Below are 17,021 nucleotides of genomic sequence, written 5' to 3' on the forward strand. Positions count from 1 at the left end.
TTATTTGAAAGTTTTCCAAAACATTTCTTTAGGAGCACCCTTGTCTGAAAACCCTTGTCCCCGCTCAGTTTGAGCTGATAGGGCTCGATTCTCTGGTAAAACGGGCCGCCGATGCAGTGCAGGCAGCGGCAAAGGCTTTCTTCTGATCGGACGATCAGCCGAGTCATCCCAAGCTTCTATAATCAAGTGGGCATTCGTTCCTCCATCGGCAAAACAATTGATCGCTGCAGCCGGCGTTTTCTCTTTCCACTCGGCTTGTGTTTTACAAAAATACAAATCCGTTTCCTCAATATTAAAATGCGTCATTTTCTCATCACCTGACAGGAACGGAACCAATTGTCTATGTTTCAGCATCAAAGCGACCTTAATCAGGCTTGCTATCCCTTCTGCGCATAAAGGGTGGCCGATGTTAGGTTTAACCGACCCCAATCCTAATGGAGCATTGCAGCGGGAGCGGTAAATCGCTTGAATCGCCTTAAGCTCAAGCAAGTCTGTCACAATTGAACCAGATCCATTTGCTTCGAGATAACTGATTTCTTCAGGCTTTTTGCCGCTTTTCTCAAGCGCCGACAGCATCACGTCCTTTTGCGCCTCAAGATTCGGTGCGGACGGGCCTGCCGTTCTTCCGTCATTGTTTACAGCTGCGGCTTTAATGACAGCATAAATGGAATCTCCGTCTTCAAGTGCTTGGCTGACCGTTTTGACTAAAACCATTCCTACGCCTTCTCCTAAAACGACGCCTTCTGCTCGCTTGTCAAATACATGGAAAGACGGCTTGTCACTTAAAAGTCCGCGCTCCTGAAACATTCGATGTGCATCTGTATCGAGCAAACTGACACCGCCGACAACCGCTGCCTCGATATCTCCGCTTCGTAAAGCCTGAATGGCCATATTCAAGCCGACCAATGCAGAGGAACAAGCTGTATCCAGTACAATACTCGGTCCTCGCAAATCAAAAAATTGTGAAATATTAGCGGCTAAATAGTTTTGTCCTCCAGCCACAATCGGATTTCTCGCTTTTGAAAGACTGGATTGATCAGGCTTATGCTGACTGCGTCCTCCTATATAGACACCAGCCCGCATGCCTTTCATTTCCTTTTCGGTGTACCCGGCGTGATACATCAGCTTCAGACTTTCTTCCAATATTGCCAAAGCCTGCGGGTCCATTGCTCTGACATCGTCATCGGACATCAGGAAGAAATCAGGATCAAATCGGTTCAGGTCCTCGATTACCCCGGCATAATACGAGCTTGAATTGCCAAAGCGTTCAGGCGGCACAGGTTTGATCTCTGATCGACCGTCACGTATTAAATCCCAGTATGCCTCCAGCGTTTCCGCTCCGGGAAATCGGCATGTCAGGCCAACGATCGCGATGTCTTCTGCATGAAGCGCCGGTTTTATATCGCTTGCCTTTTGCATTTGCTGTTTCGCCGCGGAACCCTGATCGGGCAGCAATGATGCCGCATCAGGCACATGTTCTTTTGAGTCAGCTGGATGTACAGCATCTGGTAAGGCAGGTTTATATTCAGAAATCAGCCACTTTGCAAAAGATTCTATTGTGGGGTATTCAAATAAAATAGATGGATCGATATCTCCTTTTAACTTTTGATTAATCTGCTGTAATAGCTGCGCTAAAATAATCGAATCTACTCCGTATTCTTGAAAAGGCTCATCAGCTTCAAGGTCTTCAGCGCCTATCTTCAGCTCGTCAGAAAAAATAGTCACAAGCCATTTTACTGTTCCATGGAACAAGCTTTGAGCGCTGTCTTGTTCTCTTGTCTCAGCACGTCGGAAAGCCTTATCCGTCAGTGAGTGCTGCATGAGCTTACCCGGCTGCCATACATCTGTATGGTAAATCGCGGGCAGGACAACAGCTTGTTGTTTTTCAGAAAGAATCTGATCCAGAAGCTGCAATCCCTCCTCGTTATTCAAGCCTAACAGTCCGGTCTGTTCTAAAGCTTTGCTTCGAACCTCGCCTAAGCCGGTCTCCTTCCAATTTGGCCACTGAATGCTGACGATCGGATATTTATCTTTATGTGATTCTGCAAAATAATCCATAAACGCATTCGCCATTGCATAATCAGCTTGTCCGGCCGCAAGCACAGGGACGGTCGCTGATACAGATGAAAATAAAACAAAGAATTGCAACGGCTCATCTTTCAGCAGGTCAAATAAGGTTTGAAGCCCTCCGACTTTCGGCTCCAGCACGGCTTGAATTTCTTCTGCTGATTTTCTTATAAAAGCCGGATTATGTTTATTCACAGCCCCGGCACAATGAATCACTCCGCCAATCGCTCCCATCGTATGCTGAATCGTCTCAATGCTTTGTTTGACAGCAAGCGGATCGGATAGCTGAAGAGACTGTACTTGTACTTGAGCGCCCATTGCTTCCAACTCTTGGATGGCTTTCAATTTCTGAGCAAGCGGCGTGTTTTTCGCTTTAAGAAACTCCCACTGTTCACGCGGGGGCATGACTTCACGGCCCGTGAGAACCAATCGTTTCACCCCGTATGTTTGCACAAAATGACGCGCACACACCATTCCAAGCCCTCTTGTCCCCCCTGTAATCAGCAGCACCTGGTCTGACGGAAACGATAATTCTTTTTGATTAACAGCATCTGCTGTTCGCTCTTCCAAATATGCGCGATAACGCCGTCCGTCTCGATAACAGACTTCGGTGTCTGTACTGTCAGCATAAAATTCATCTGCAATCTGTCTGGCCAGCTCCTTTTCGGCTGTTACATGGTCTGTGTCCATATGTCTTGATGTAAGGTGACTGTATTCGCTTTGGAGCATTCGGTATAGACCAGCCCGGGAAGCACCGGACAGATTAACATCTTTATTTTCGTAAGACTCGAGCCCCTTCGTCACACACAAGACAGTCAATTCTTGCTTGTGTTTACGGCCATTCTCAATCAGTTTCTGCAGCCAACTGATCCAGTTTAGCGATTGCTCATGGCTCATTCCGCATCCGATCAAATCCACTGCTCCGCCGACATTTTCCCAGTCGGCGTCTGACAGATGCTCAAGCTCTTGGCTGTCAATGATACGATAGCTCGAGAAATACAGGGAAAGCTCTTCAGCCAATGACCTTGTTTCTGCGTTTGCCAATATGGCAACCGTTTGGCTCATACGTTCTGCTGATGTAATTGGGCAATCCTGCCACTGTTTTTGTAACAAGCTCTGTTTCGTAGGCCGTACAGCAGATGGCAACGCCGAACGGCTGTCTTTTTCTGCAGCATCTTCATTAGGCAGCCAATAGTATTCTTCTGCAAACGGATAAGCAGGCAGACTGATTCGGCGAGGCATGTGATCGCCATAAAGCTCGTTCCAGTTTATTCGCAATCCTTTTACCCATAATTCCGCTAGCTTCTCCAGCCTTTTTTTCTCAATCCACGTTTCCAGCATGGCTTTGGCGTCATTATCTGTTTCAAACACTAACATTTCACTTTTCTTCGTTTTGACATGCGCGTCATAGATTTCTGTATTGGGAATATCTGCAATATAGTCTTCAAGCGTTTTGATAAGCATTTCTCTCGAATCAGCCAGTAATGCCATTCGGTAGTCCATTGGTTCCCGGCCAGTCTGAAGGGTATATGCCATATCATCCAGATTGATATCTTTATTGGAATCTGCGAAGTCTCTCATCGATTGGGCATAAGCCTTCAATTGCTGCCTCTTTTTCGCTGAGAGCACAAATAACTTTGAATGATGGCGATCTGGCAATGGATCATTGTTCCTATCAGACTGATATTCTTCAATCACAAGGTGGGCGTTCGTTCCGCTATATCCAAAAGAACTCACACAGGCCCGCCGCGGTTTTCTATCAGCCGTTTCCCAATGCTTAAGCTCAGTGTTTACATACAAAGGCGACTCTTCAAATTGAAAATGCTCATTAGGTTCAGAGAAGTTCAGTGTAGGCACCAGCGTTTTATGTTTCATGCACATCAGCACTTTTTGAACACCGGCAACACCCGCTGCCGCTGATGTATGGCCAATGTTGCTTTTCACTGAACCGATCGCACAAAATTGCTTTTTGTCTGTTTTCTCTTTAAAGACGGTGGACAGCGCCTCTAATTCTATTGGATCTCCTTGTTTTGTTCCGGTGCCGTGCATTTCAACATAGCTAATGCTTTCAGGATGTATGCCATATGTCTCATATATATCCCGTTCCAGATCCATTTGGCTTTTCACGCTCGGTGCCGTAATTCCGTTTGTTTTCCCGTCCTGATTAATGCCCGAACCGATAATAACACCATAGATGTGATCACGATCCGCTTCTGCATCTTTCAGCCGTTTCAAAACGAGCGCTCCTGCCCCTTCTCCGGGAACAAAACCATTTGCGCCATTATCAAATGCTTTGCATTGTCCATCAGGAGACAGCATGCCGGCTTCACACATACTGATGTAAGATTCCGGTGTCAGGTATAAGGTGACTCCTCCCACCAGCGCCATATCAATTTCTTTGTTTACTAATGCTTGACGCGCTAAATGTGTACCGACAAGTGAGGATGAGCATGCCGTATCGATCGGAATCGCCGGCCCTTTTAAATTGAGATAATACGGAATACGCGCTGCCGCTATCGCAAAGCTGTTTCCGGTGGCGCTTGCTCTTGCCTGATTCCGATTCAGCATCACTCCGTATTCATTGCTCATAATGCCAAGATAAACACCGCACTTTTTATTGCTTAACGTTTGCGCATTATATCCGGCATCCTCGAATGCTTTATAGCCTTCCTGCAAAAAGATTCGATGCTGCGGGTCTATCAGTTCAGCTTCTGACGGCGGAATATTAAAAAACAGCGGATCAAAATGTTCAATATCATCCAACATCCCCAGTGATTTGCAGTAGACTTTCCCCTTTTGATTCAGTGCCGGGTCATAGTATTTGTCTACATCCCACCGTGATTTCGGAATGTCACGGATCGCATTTCTTGCATTTACCAGATTGCCCCAATATTCTCTTACATCCTTGGCACCGGGGTATCTGCCTGCCATCCCGACTATGGCTATCGCATCGTCTCGGTAACCTTGATGAAAACGGTCTGGTTTCTGTTCAGGCGCTTTCATCGCTGGCAGCCGAACAGGCTGAATCGAACGCTCCGCGGGTTTCGCTTTAGCTGGTGCTTCAGGCTGTTTATTCTCTTGGAAAAGCTCATCCGCTCTTTCATTACTTCTATTACTATGATTGACAAGCTCGGCTTTTAACATATTTGCAAACTGACGAATTGTTGGATAATCATAAACTTTGGTAACTGAAAATGATGTGCCATATTGCTTATTGATTACTTTTATCCATTCTAGTCCTGTAATGGAGTCCATTCCGATATCGATAAAGGTGTCATCGATATCGACCTCTTGGGAATCCATGCATAACACTTCAGCAATGCTTTCCTTTAATTCATCATTCAGTGTTTCAATTGTTCCAGCATATTGACTGGAACCAGAATTTTCCGCAGCTGCATATTGAATGTCTTCAACTGGTTTCTGCTGCTCCGGCTCATGATGGCCTAAAGGCGGCAACGAAATATTATCCGGTTTAGATAAGATGGATTCCCGTTGTATCGGTGTATACGTCTCCTCTGATTTTTGCGGATGGTTTTCTGCATTTTCTCCATCAGCTTGTGTGCTTACTTCATCTTTTAAGAAAGCGGCAAAATCACGGATTGTCGGATAATCATAAACCTTGGTCACAAGAAGCGATGTACCAAATTTCTTATTGATTGATTTTATCCATTCAAGACCGGTAATGGAGTCCATGCCGATATCAATAAATGCCTCGTCCGGGTCGATTTCAATTTGATCCATATATAACACGTCCGCTAAGCTTGCCGTCAGTTCATCACATAAGACTTCAGCAGTTATGGTTTGCTGCTTTCTAACCGGCTGCAGCGGAACAGATGTACTTTGCTGTGTTTCCTGACTGCTTGCCATCAAAGGCTGCAACGAAATATTGGCAGGCTTACCGCTTACTTTTTCCGGAATAAATGGATCTTGGATGACTGGCTGTGATGTAACAGCCGGCTTCACCGGTCTTTTTTCAACTGTCTTCACCACAGTTTCTTCTATCCAATAACGGTCTCTTGCAAAAGGATAGGCAGGCAAGCTGATACGGCGCGGCTTACCATTTTGATAAAGCATGTTCCAATCGATATTTAATCCTTTGACCCAGAGGTCTAAAAACTTTGCGAATTTTCCTTTGCGAACCCATGCTTCAATTGTCTTCGCCATATCTTCATCAACCGCAAAAACTGCCATGGTTTCTTTATTTCGCTTCACTTGTCCCCGATATAAGTGTTCAATATGTTCTTTTCCAGAGATAAAATCATTCAGTTTTTCTTTAAGCTCCTGCATATTTTCAGCCACAAACGCCAAACGCTCATTCATTGCTTCCCGTCCGACCTGAAGCGTATATGCGATACGAGGCAGATCGGCTTCAGAATAACGCCCATCACGGAGAGCATCCAGCAATCGTTCCGCCCGTTTTTGAAGTCTCTCTTCATTTTTTGCTGAGAGCACAATAACAGCCGCCTGTCCCGCTGAAGAATGCTCTGGCTCAGATGTCGAAGCATATTCTTCTATTAGAATATGGGCGTTGCCCCCTCCGGCGCCAAATGATGAGAGGCCTGCGATTCGCGGACATTCAATTTCTTTTCCATTTACTTCAATGATCGGCTTCTTCCATTCTTCAAGTTCTTGCTGGACTTTGAATGGAGAATTAAAAAAGTCAATATTCGGATTCAGCACTTTTGAATGAAGGGAAGGCGCCAGCTGTCTGTATTTCATTTGAAGCAATACCTTTGTTAATCCCGCAATGCCCGCTGCACTCTCACAGTGCCCGATATTTGATTTGGCTGAGCCTATGGCACAAAATTGTTTGTCTTTCGTATGTTCTGAGAACACTTTAGCCAGTCCTGTTATTTCAATAGGATCTCCGAGTGAAGTGCCTGTGCCATGCGCTTCGATATAACTGATAGCCCGCGGGTCAATTTGCGCCTCTGTAACCGCCTTTTTAATGACATCTGCCTGGGCTTTCGGGTTAGGAACTGAATATCCGTTTGTTTTTCCTCCGTGATTAATGGCTGTGCCCTTAATGACTCCATAAATGTGATCGCCATCTTCAATCGCTTTGGACAATGGCTTAAGGAGTACAGCTCCAACGCCTTCTCCCGGCACATAGCCGTCTCCTCCCTGTCCAAAGCTTTCACACCTGCCTTTGCTTGACATAAATTTGTTCTGTCCAAGCATCAAATATTTATTGGGGTGGATTGAAACATTGACTCCCCCTGCGAAAGCTGCCTCACATTCACCGCGCTGCAAGCTTTGGCAAGCCAAATGTATAGCGGTCAATGAAGAAGAGCACATCGTATCCAGAGCCATACTCGGTCCATGGAAATCGAAATAATAGGATACCCGGTTTGCTACAGAGGATGGATTTCCCGGTAAAGCCAGAGATCGGCCCCGCGCTTGTTCTTGCGCTCCGTACAGCTGATATTCTTCGTACATGACACCGACATAAACGCCTACGTTTCCGCCAAGTTCAGCATCCCGTTTACGTCCGAGGTGCTCTCTTGTATATCCGGCATCCTCCATCGTTTCGTAAACACATTGCAAAAATAAACGCTCCTGCGGATCCATTAATTTTGCTTCACGAGGAGAGATATGGAAAAATTGCGGATCAAACTTATCTACATCCTTAATAAAGCCTCCCCACTTGCTGTACGTTTTTCCTGGTTTGTCCTTATCTTTATCGTAATAAAGACTGTGGTCCCAGCGGTCTTCAGGAATCTCGGTAATACAGTCGTGGCCGTCCCTCAAGTTTTTCCACAGTTCATGGATGTTGTCTGCTTGCGGATAGCGTCCGGAGATTCCGATAATCGCAATCTCTTCCGTTTCTTTTTCAGCAGACTGCTTTTGCCCATTTCTTTGCATGGGGACGAATCCGGACTTTCTGCGGCGAACCGGAATTTCTTTTTTCTCTTCGGTCTCAGAATCTGTCTTTCTATTTTCTTCTATTGAAGAAGATGTTTCTGATTCAATCCCCAAGATGTGTAACAGCTTTTCTCTATGTGATTCAGTAAAATACTGTGATAATGACCGAATATTGAGGTATTCAAAGAACAAGGTTTTAGACAATGAACCGAATACTTTTTCTAATTGTCCGGTAACATGCATGATCATAATTGAATCGATTCCGTAATCCTCCATTGGAGCTTCGGCGTCAATTTGGCTGACAGGCAGCTTTGTAACTGAGGAAAGCACACTCTTGAAATAATCCTCTGCTTTTTCTCTCAGCATCTCTTCGTCGGCTCCCATCACGGAACTCGCATTTTCAGTATGCTGAATTTCACTTTTGTATTTTCCATTTGGAGATTGCCCATTTCCTGTTTGATCCAAAAATGAATGGATTTTACTTACCGCGCCTGCAGCCACCATCAGCTGCGATTTTCCTGAGGCCCACCCATGGTATAATGCCTGAATTCCGTCATCTGCTTCCATGGCGACCATACCCGTATCTCTCGTCAGCATCCTTTCGGTTTCAGCATCAACATGCATGCCTCCGTCTTTCCACAGCGGCCAGCTCATGGAAAGGGTTTTCCCGTAGCGCTTGTGCTCTGCTGCTTGGACATTCCGGTACTCGCTGAATGTATTCATAAAAGCATTTGCCATTGCGTAATCCGCCTGTCCTGCACTTCCCACTGTCCCGGCATTTGAAGAAAAAAGGATAAAAAAGTCGAGCGGGATATCTTTCGTTGCTTCGTCAAGATGAATCAGGCCGGTGACCTTTGGAGCGAGCACATCTTGAATCTCATCTTTCTTTTTCTTAATAATGAAATTATCTTTTATAATGCCTGCGCTATGAATGATGCCATTTAAGCCGCCATATTCCTCTTGAATTTCTTTCGTTAAAGCCATAACAGCTTCTTTTTCAGTCATATCGGTTTGTCTATAAACAACACGCGCGCCCATTTTCTGTAACCTCTGAAGCTGTGACTGCTTTCTTTCATTGAGCGAAGACCTGCCTGTGAGAATCATGACAGCCTCACGCGTTTTGTTTGCAATTTCATTTGCAAATAGGAAACCAAGCCCCCCTGCACCGCCTGTAATCAGATAAACCCCTTTATCCTTCCATGGCATGTCGGTGCCCGGTTGATCAGCTGCTGTCTCTTTCCATTTGCTTACATACCGGTTTCCTTGCCAATATCGGATATGGTTATCATGAGGATATTGCCTGCATTCTGCTAATTTGTCAGCCAGATCGGTTGCAGATATCCCTGAATCAAATTCAATCAGCTGGCCATAGAATGCTGGGTTTTCCAGCTGGGCCGTTTTGAGAAGTCCCGCTAAGCCGTTCAGCAGCTGCGGTTCGTCCAATGCAGGAACAGCGACTTGAATGAGCACATTCCCGCCAGGTTTTGAGTTTAGCAGCTGTTGAATGTCTTCGAATAACTGTACAGCATACGCTTTAAACCGTTCATGAACTGCCTGCCCGCTTTTTTCTAATACCGTACAGTCAAACTTGTTCCGGATTCTTTCGATTTGCCTTTCTGCCATATCACAAACAATAACTTTATGCCTCTGATATTCCATTAACTCATTTTTCTCTGAAACAGCTGTTTCTTCCCATATATGCTCAAATAAAAGGATGCCAGTTGCTAAATCCGTCCCGTTTTCTAGAGTTCTGGCAGAATAACCTTTCATTCGCACGCATACCTGGCCCGCTTCATTACACAAATCGATGTCAAGCTTCTGAATACGATCCGCAGCGGTACTGTCCTCGCTGTATTTCACGCGGGCCCACATCGAAGTCTCACAATCTTTGAAAATTTGGATATCCTGCAATGCGAAAGGCAGCATTGCTTGTCTTTCTGTCAAACTGGCATCCTCTGTTCCAAGCCTCAGACCGATAGAAGCTTGAAATGCCGCATCAATCATGCTCGGATGCAAAACATAATGATCTTGGGTATGTGAAACGACAGACGGCAACGTCAATTTAGCTAGAGCTTCGTTTGCCCCGACATATATAGTATCAATCGCTCTGTGGCCGTCACCGTACTCAATTCCCATTTCCGCATAAGCGTCATAGCATACATCAGGCGGCAGAATGCGTCTACTGCAGCTTGCTTTCACCTCTTCAATATTCAGTTTAGGAGCTTCTTCAGTCTGGCAAAGCACAACGCTTCCTTGGCCGTATATCACCGGTTCCTCCCCCGCGCTGTCACTCTCCCTGCAGATTTCGAACAAAATATCACCATTGTCTTCCGGAAAAAGGTGAACGTATATGTCTGATTGCAGATCTGTGACAGCAACAGGGCGAATCCAAACGATATCCTGAAGACGAATATCTGCATGCATCTGGTTCGCAGCCGCCTTTTCTGCAGCCGCCCGAACCATTTCTAACAAGGCTGCGCCGGGTAAAATGCGCTGACCTTTAATGACATGATCCTTTAAGAAAAATTCACGCCCTGTGAACTCTGAACGAAAACGCACGCCCGACATGTCAGACACATTTTCGTGCAGGAGAGGATGAATGGCATGGCCTTGGGTCAAATTCTGTTTTGGCAAGTCAGTCTCTTTCTCCGGCACCCAATACCGCACTTTTGCGAAAGGGTATGTCGGCAAGCTGATCCGCTTAGGTTTGTTTCCCCCGTATAAGAGCTTCCAATCAACCGCAGATCCGCCGGCCCATTTTTCAGCGATCAGGTTTAGATTTTCTTGTTCCAGCCATTTATGTACTGTTTCTCCGGAAAGTGATATATCACCGGTTTCTTTTGTCATTCGGCCCTTCCAGTAATGCTCAATGGTTTCCTGTCCTTTTAGATATGCTTCTAATTGACCTCTCAATTCTTGAATCCCGCCTGCCAAAAAAGCAACCCGCTCTTCCATCGGTTCACGGCCAATCTGCAATGTATAAGCCACATCTCTGATTTCAATACCCTCATGAAGAAAATCGAGAAGACGTTCCGCATACACATGAAGACGTTCTTGATTCCGGGCAGAAAGCGGAATAATCACCGGTGTGGTGTCAGGTACAGACACGGTCTGCTCCGCTGCTTCAGGAATGTATTCTTCTAAAATCATATGGGCATTAGAACCGGTTGCACCGAACGAACTGATGCTTGCCCGGCGCGGATAGATGATTCCCTCACCATTCTCATTGATAACAGGCTGCTTCCAAGTTTCGGTTTTATGCTGTACATAAAATGGCGACTTTTCAAAGTCAACGTACGGGTTCAGCTCTTCTGAATGCAAAGAAGGCACGAGGGTTTGATGGTGAAGCTGAAGGGCGACTTTGCTTAAACCGCTGATACCTGCGGCGGATTCCGCATGCCCGATATTTGACTTGACAGAACCGATTGAACAGAACTGACGATCCTCTGTATATTGGCGGAACGCTTTTACCAGACCCTGTAATTCGATCGGATCTCCTAAAGATGTACCGGTTCCGTGCGCTTCCACATAACTGACAGTCCGCGGGTCAATCCCTGTTTTCTCCAAGCACGTCTCAATCAGATCAGCTTGTGAAACAGGACTTGGCACAGAAATCCCGCTTACAGTTCCTACATGGTTGACTGCACTTCCTTTAATTACTGCATAAATACGATCTCCATCTTTCTCGGCCTGGCGTAAAGGCTTTAATAAGACCGCACCAATTCCTTCTGCCGGCACATAGCCGTCCCCATCCTTCCCAAACGTGCGGCAGTGCCCGTCAGTGGAAAACATATCCCAAACACCGTACGTCATATACTTATTCGGATGCAGAGAAAGGTTAACACCGCCGGCTAATGCGACCTCGCACTCTCCGTGGCGAAGGCTTTCCAACGCCAGATGTACGGCAGTTAAAGATGAGGAACATACCGTATCAACCGCCATACTCGGCCCGTGGAAATTGCAAAAATAGGACACTCTGTTGGCAATTTGCGCGTAGTTGAGAGAGAGAGGGAACACATTTTCCTTCGAGGCTGCTTCAGCACCGACTAATGTATAGTCCTTGTGCATGACGCCGGCAAAAACGCCTACATGCTGTCTTTTGTTCCGTCCTCTAGGTGTGGCCAACGTCTTCGGCGTGTAGCCAGCATCCTCAATCGTTTCCCAGCATGTTTCTAAAAACAGCCGCTCCTGAGGATCCATTGTCTCCGCTTCTCTAGGCGTGATTCTGAAAAATCGGGGATCAAAGCAATCAGGATCATCAATAAATCCGCCCCACTTAGAAATGCTTTTTCCTGAAGGGGAGGTGATTCCTTCAAAGCGTCTCCAATCCCAGCGCGACTCGGGAATCTCGCTAATGCAATCCATTCCCTCTTTCAGATTGTTCCAAAAGTCATGAATATTGTTTGCCTTCGGGTACCGGCCCGCCATGCCGATAATCGCAATGTCTCCCTCCGCTGCCTTCAGAGATGCAGTTCGGGCAGAATCCTCATGTACACGTCTCTTCCGGCTTTCAGCAGTACCGCGATCGATTGCGCGAAAAGCGGCACGCTTTTGTTCATTTTGATCAATAGAATGAGAGGAGGAAAAATGCTCACCGTACTCCCGGGCAAGAAACGCTGACAGCTCCGCAATCGTGGTATGCTCAAACAGGAGCGTCGGTGAAAGGCTCTCACCAATTTTGTCACTGATGATTTCTACCACTTCAAGCAACCCGGAAGAATTCAGGCCCATTTGATAATAGCCGACCTGCTTTTCAATCTGTTCGACCGGCTTATTGATTTTGTCTGCGATTAATTGGCTGACGAATTGTTCAGCTGCTTCGTATGTCCCCGTACTCTCGGCTGACGATGACACCTCTTTGATTCCTTCTGCAGCCTGTGAAAATTCGGCTGTATCTTTTCTCGCCTCCTGGTTTTGAGGCAAATCCTTGCGGCCTCCATGAATAAGCTCTGCTTCACGCACTAATTTACTTGTGAAGTTTTTCAGTTCAGCCACCTTTTCTCCCGAAGCATTAAAAAATTCAAGCGTTACATAAATGAGCTCTTTTTCCTGACGGACAGATGAACGCTTAATTCTTGTCATGCAATGCGTCTGCAAAAGGGCTGAAGCAGAAAAAGATTCATAGAACAGAGGCAAAAACAGCCTCTGTTCCCCTTTAAGCAAAGATGTAAGCAAATTGTTGGCTCCCACTCCGCTCCCATCAATGAGAGCCGGATGAAACATAAAGCCTTCTGCATGAAGCATGGCTTCGGAGCCAAGAGAAAGATCAAGGAGCACACCGTCTTCCTCTTCATAAATATGTCCATTCGCTTTCATATATCCGCTATGCACAAGTTCTTGGCGTCTGCACTGTTCATACACATTATCGAGCTGTACAATCGTGTCCGGAGTTGCTTTGAGGTGATTGATCTCCAGTGTTTCTTCAAACACTGCCGGCACGTCGGTGTGCATATCAGCCTTCATGTAGAGCTTTTCATCTGACGCTTCTTTATCACGGCGTTTTTCGAAGCCTTTAACTGATATTTGCCAATGCCCTTCATTTTTCTCCGAGCAATCGATATTGAGCATAATTACCGAATCCTGTCTAGCAGTCAACGGCTGGTAAATGGATAAGTTCCGCAGCTGAAGCTCTGAGAAGGAATAGCCGTGTTCTCTGAATATCTGGTAAATCATATCAATATAAGCCAAACCCGGAAGAACATGTTGTCCGTAAACCACATGGTGATAAATAAACGGATTTTTTAACGATAGAGTGAGTTGCTTCGTTATATTTTTCACGTTAGACCTCCACTTCATAAGAATCCCATATGTTTGCTGTGTCCATTTTTAAGGTCTCCTCTTCCGGCTTTGACACGCCAGCCGAAAACACCCGTTTCTTTAATTCAGGAGGGGATATTGGACTACGCTTAATCACACGTTTTTTATCTTCATCCCACGCCTCTAAAATGACATGGGCGTTTGTCCCCCCATCAGCAAAGCAGTTAATGGCCGCAGCAGGCAGCGGTTCTGTCCATTTTTCCAGCGATCGGCTGAACGTGAGATTCGCTTTCTGCTTATCGAAATGTGACATCTCTTTATCACCTGATAAAAATGGAACCACACTGCGCTCTTTCATCATCAGAACAACCTTGATAAAACTTGCGATTCCTTCAGCACAAAGCGGATGTCCGATATTCGGCTTGATTGATCCGAGCGAAAGAGGATTCGCGTTCCCTGAACGGTACACGGATTGAATCGCTTTAAGCTCAAGCAGATCGGTTACCATTGAGCCTGATCCGTTTGCTTCAAGATAGCTGATGTCCTCTGGCTGTTTTCCGCTTTTGGCAAGCGCAGCCTTCATGACTTCCTTTTGCGCCTCCAAATTAGGTGTTGCCGGCCCTGCGGTTCTTCCGTCATTATTGACCGAGGCCGCTTTGACCACAGCATAAATGGTATCTCCGTCTTGTATGGCCTGTTTTACCGTTTTTAACAGAACCATTCCGACACCCTCACCTAAAACAACGCCATCAGCACGCTCATCAAACACATGGAAGGATGAACGCTTACTTAAAATGCCGCGCTGCTCAAACAGCCGGTGAGAAGCGTCTGAACCAAGCAAGCTGACACCGCCCACTACAGCAGCTTTCATATCCCCGCTGTGCAAGGCCTGAATAGCCATGTTCATGCCGACTAAAGCTGATGAACATGCTGTATCTAACACAACACTCGGACCGCGGACATCAAAAAATTGTGAAATATTTGCCGCTACATAATTCTGGCCGACTGTCACGATAGGATTCTTCGCATGAAGAAGACTCTCTTCATCAGGCTTGTGCTGGCTTCTGCCTCCAAGATAGACACCGATTGATTCACCCTTTATTTCATCTGGTGTATATCCGGCGTGATACCAAAGTTTCAAACATTCTTCCAATACCAATAAAGCTTGCGGGTCCATCGCCTTTACATCCTCTTCATGGAGCAGGAAGAAATCAGGATCGAAATGGCTGATGTGATCAATGACTCCGGCATAATACGGTGACTGATAACCCCAGCGCTCTGCCGGAACCGGTCCGATTGACGAGCGTCCCTCAGATAATAACGACCAATATGATTCCAGTGTATCCGCCCCCGGAAAGCGGCAAGATAATCCGACAACGGCGATATCATCCTCTGCATAAGAACTCGGTGACGAGGACACCGGCACCTGTCTTCGGCTGACAGAAGCTGGATCCTCCGCAGGGTGAGGTGTGACTGTCTCAGTTCTATTTGCCGAAGATGCTTCCGCATTTTCCGCTATCTTTTCTCCAAACAGAGCAGTCAAGGATTCGGCATAAGATCCTACAAGCCAATCAGCAAAGCGCTGAATTGTTGGATATTCATAAAGAATAGATGGATCGAGCGCTGCGTCTAACTTTCGATTAATACGCTGGAGCAGCTGTGCCAAAATAATAGAATCTACACCATAATCCTGAAATAAATCATCAATTTCCAGGTGTTCGCGTTCGATTCTCAGCTCTTCAGAAAACAAAGCAACAAGCCATGTCCGCGTTTCATCTAAAAGCAGCTCATGTTTAGCAGGCTCTGCGGTTTTCCCGATTTTTTCGGGTTGTGATACAAGCAAAGCTTCTTCTTTCAATCCAGATTCTTGCCGGATCCGCCGCTCCATCAGCCGATCTGCCTTCCAATTTTCCTGATTCGTGATAGCAGGGAGGACAACCGGCTGCAAGGTCCCAGATAAGATTTGATCCAGAAAACGCAAGCCCTCTGAATTCGTAATGCTCAGCAAGCCGCTTTCTCGATATACTTGATTTGTCACTTCCCCCATACCGGTTTCTTTCCAATTCGGCCACTGAATGCTGTAGATTGGCGCACTTTCCTTATGTGCTTCTGCAAAATAATCCATATAGCTGTTAGCCATGGCATAATCAGCTTGTCCAGCCGAAAGTGCCGGAATAATGGCCGAAACAGAAGAAAATAATACAAAAAACTGTAGTGGCTCATGACTTACATAGCGATAAAGGGTTGTAAGCCCAGACACCTTCGGCTCCAGTACCTGCCGCATATCATCTGCTGTTTTGCGGATAAACGCCAAGGTATCCATGTCCGTTATTCCTGCACAATGAATGACTCCGCCAATTGGCCCCATTGTTTGATTGATATCATGTAAGGCTTGCTGTACTTGTGTCTCATCAGACAAAGAGAGTGACAGCATTTGAACTTGTATGCCTTGTGCCTCCAGCTCCCGCACCGCTTGAATTTTCTGCGCTACAGAGGTATTTAATGTCTCAGCATGAGCCCATTCCTCTCGCGGTGGAAGCTGCTCACGTCCTGTCAAAACCAGCTTTTTCACTCCATAGTGTTCCGCAAAATGCCGGGCGCTTAATAGTCCGATTCCTCTTGTCCCGCCTGTAATGAGAAGCACATGTTCTTCCGGGAAGGTCTGTCGCTCTTCGATTCCTCTCCAGGTTACCGGATGCGCTTTTAAGTAAGCCTGATACCGCAAGCCCTCTCTGTAGCAAACCTCCGTCTCCTCAGTATCGGAATAAAACTCCTCAGCGATCTGCTTCGCGAGAATATGAGGATGAACAGAGTCTTCCGCATCCATATGCCTTGATCTCAAATGGCTGTATTCGCTTTGAAGCATACGATACAAGCCAGCACGGGAGGCTCCTGTCATCTGCACGGAAGGGTTTTGGAATGATTCCAGCCCTTTCGTCACACAAAGCAGCATGAGTCCCTCTTTATGCCCGTCTTCAACCAGCCTTTGAATCCAGCTAATCCAATGTAGCTGTTCTTCCTCGTGTCCGCCGCAACCGATTAAATCCACAAGGCCGTCAAACTGTTTCCAATCATTACTTAACTGTTCGTTGTCAATCCGGCTCGCATTTAATATGAGATGTTTCGGGAAATGCTTTGATACTTCAGCTGCCAAGTCTGCCGTCTCTTCATTGCTGAGAATCGCAACAGCCCTTGTCCCCGGCGTTTTTGTGGCAATCGGACTTGCGCTCCATTGTTTTGTCAAAACACATGAGGTGCGCTTTTCACTATGATCAACGAACTCTGTGTTGTCCGGTTCTGAAAGACGTTCCTCTGCCGGAAGCCAATAGTAA

General features: G+C 46.3%; 2 protein-coding genes (1 of these 2 cut by a window edge). Both read right to left on the reverse strand.

Translation table 11 applies throughout. The features are described from left to right. Window positions 1-13,728 (reverse strand): type I polyketide synthase, encoded by a 13,728-nt coding sequence (locus tag UJ203_RS06060; RefSeq protein WP_322009119.1) that lies wholly within the window; start codon window positions 13,726-13,728, stop codon window positions 1-3. After that, window positions 13,712-17,021: the final stretch of a non-ribosomal peptide synthetase gene (locus UJ203_RS06065; protein ID WP_322009121.1), read on the reverse strand. Its footprint extends 11,846 nt past the window's final position; 3,310 of the gene's 15,156 nt are visible here — the last part of the coding sequence; its start codon lies beyond the right edge, outside the window — the gene reads right to left on this strand; it ends in the stop codon at window positions 13,712-13,714. The genes UJ203_RS06060 and UJ203_RS06065 overlap by 17 nt, the downstream gene beginning before the upstream one ends.

The organism is Bacillus sp. V26 (assembly GCF_034296245.1).
Classification (GTDB): domain Bacteria; phylum Bacillota; class Bacilli; order Bacillales; family Bacillaceae; genus Bacillus; species Bacillus halotolerans.

What these genes read in the sequence shown, in the direction of transcription:
- UJ203_RS06060 (WP_322009119.1), bottom strand. Translation starts at nt 13,728, where the DNA reads ATGAAGTGGAGGTCTAACGTGAAAAATATAACGAAGCAACTCACTCTA.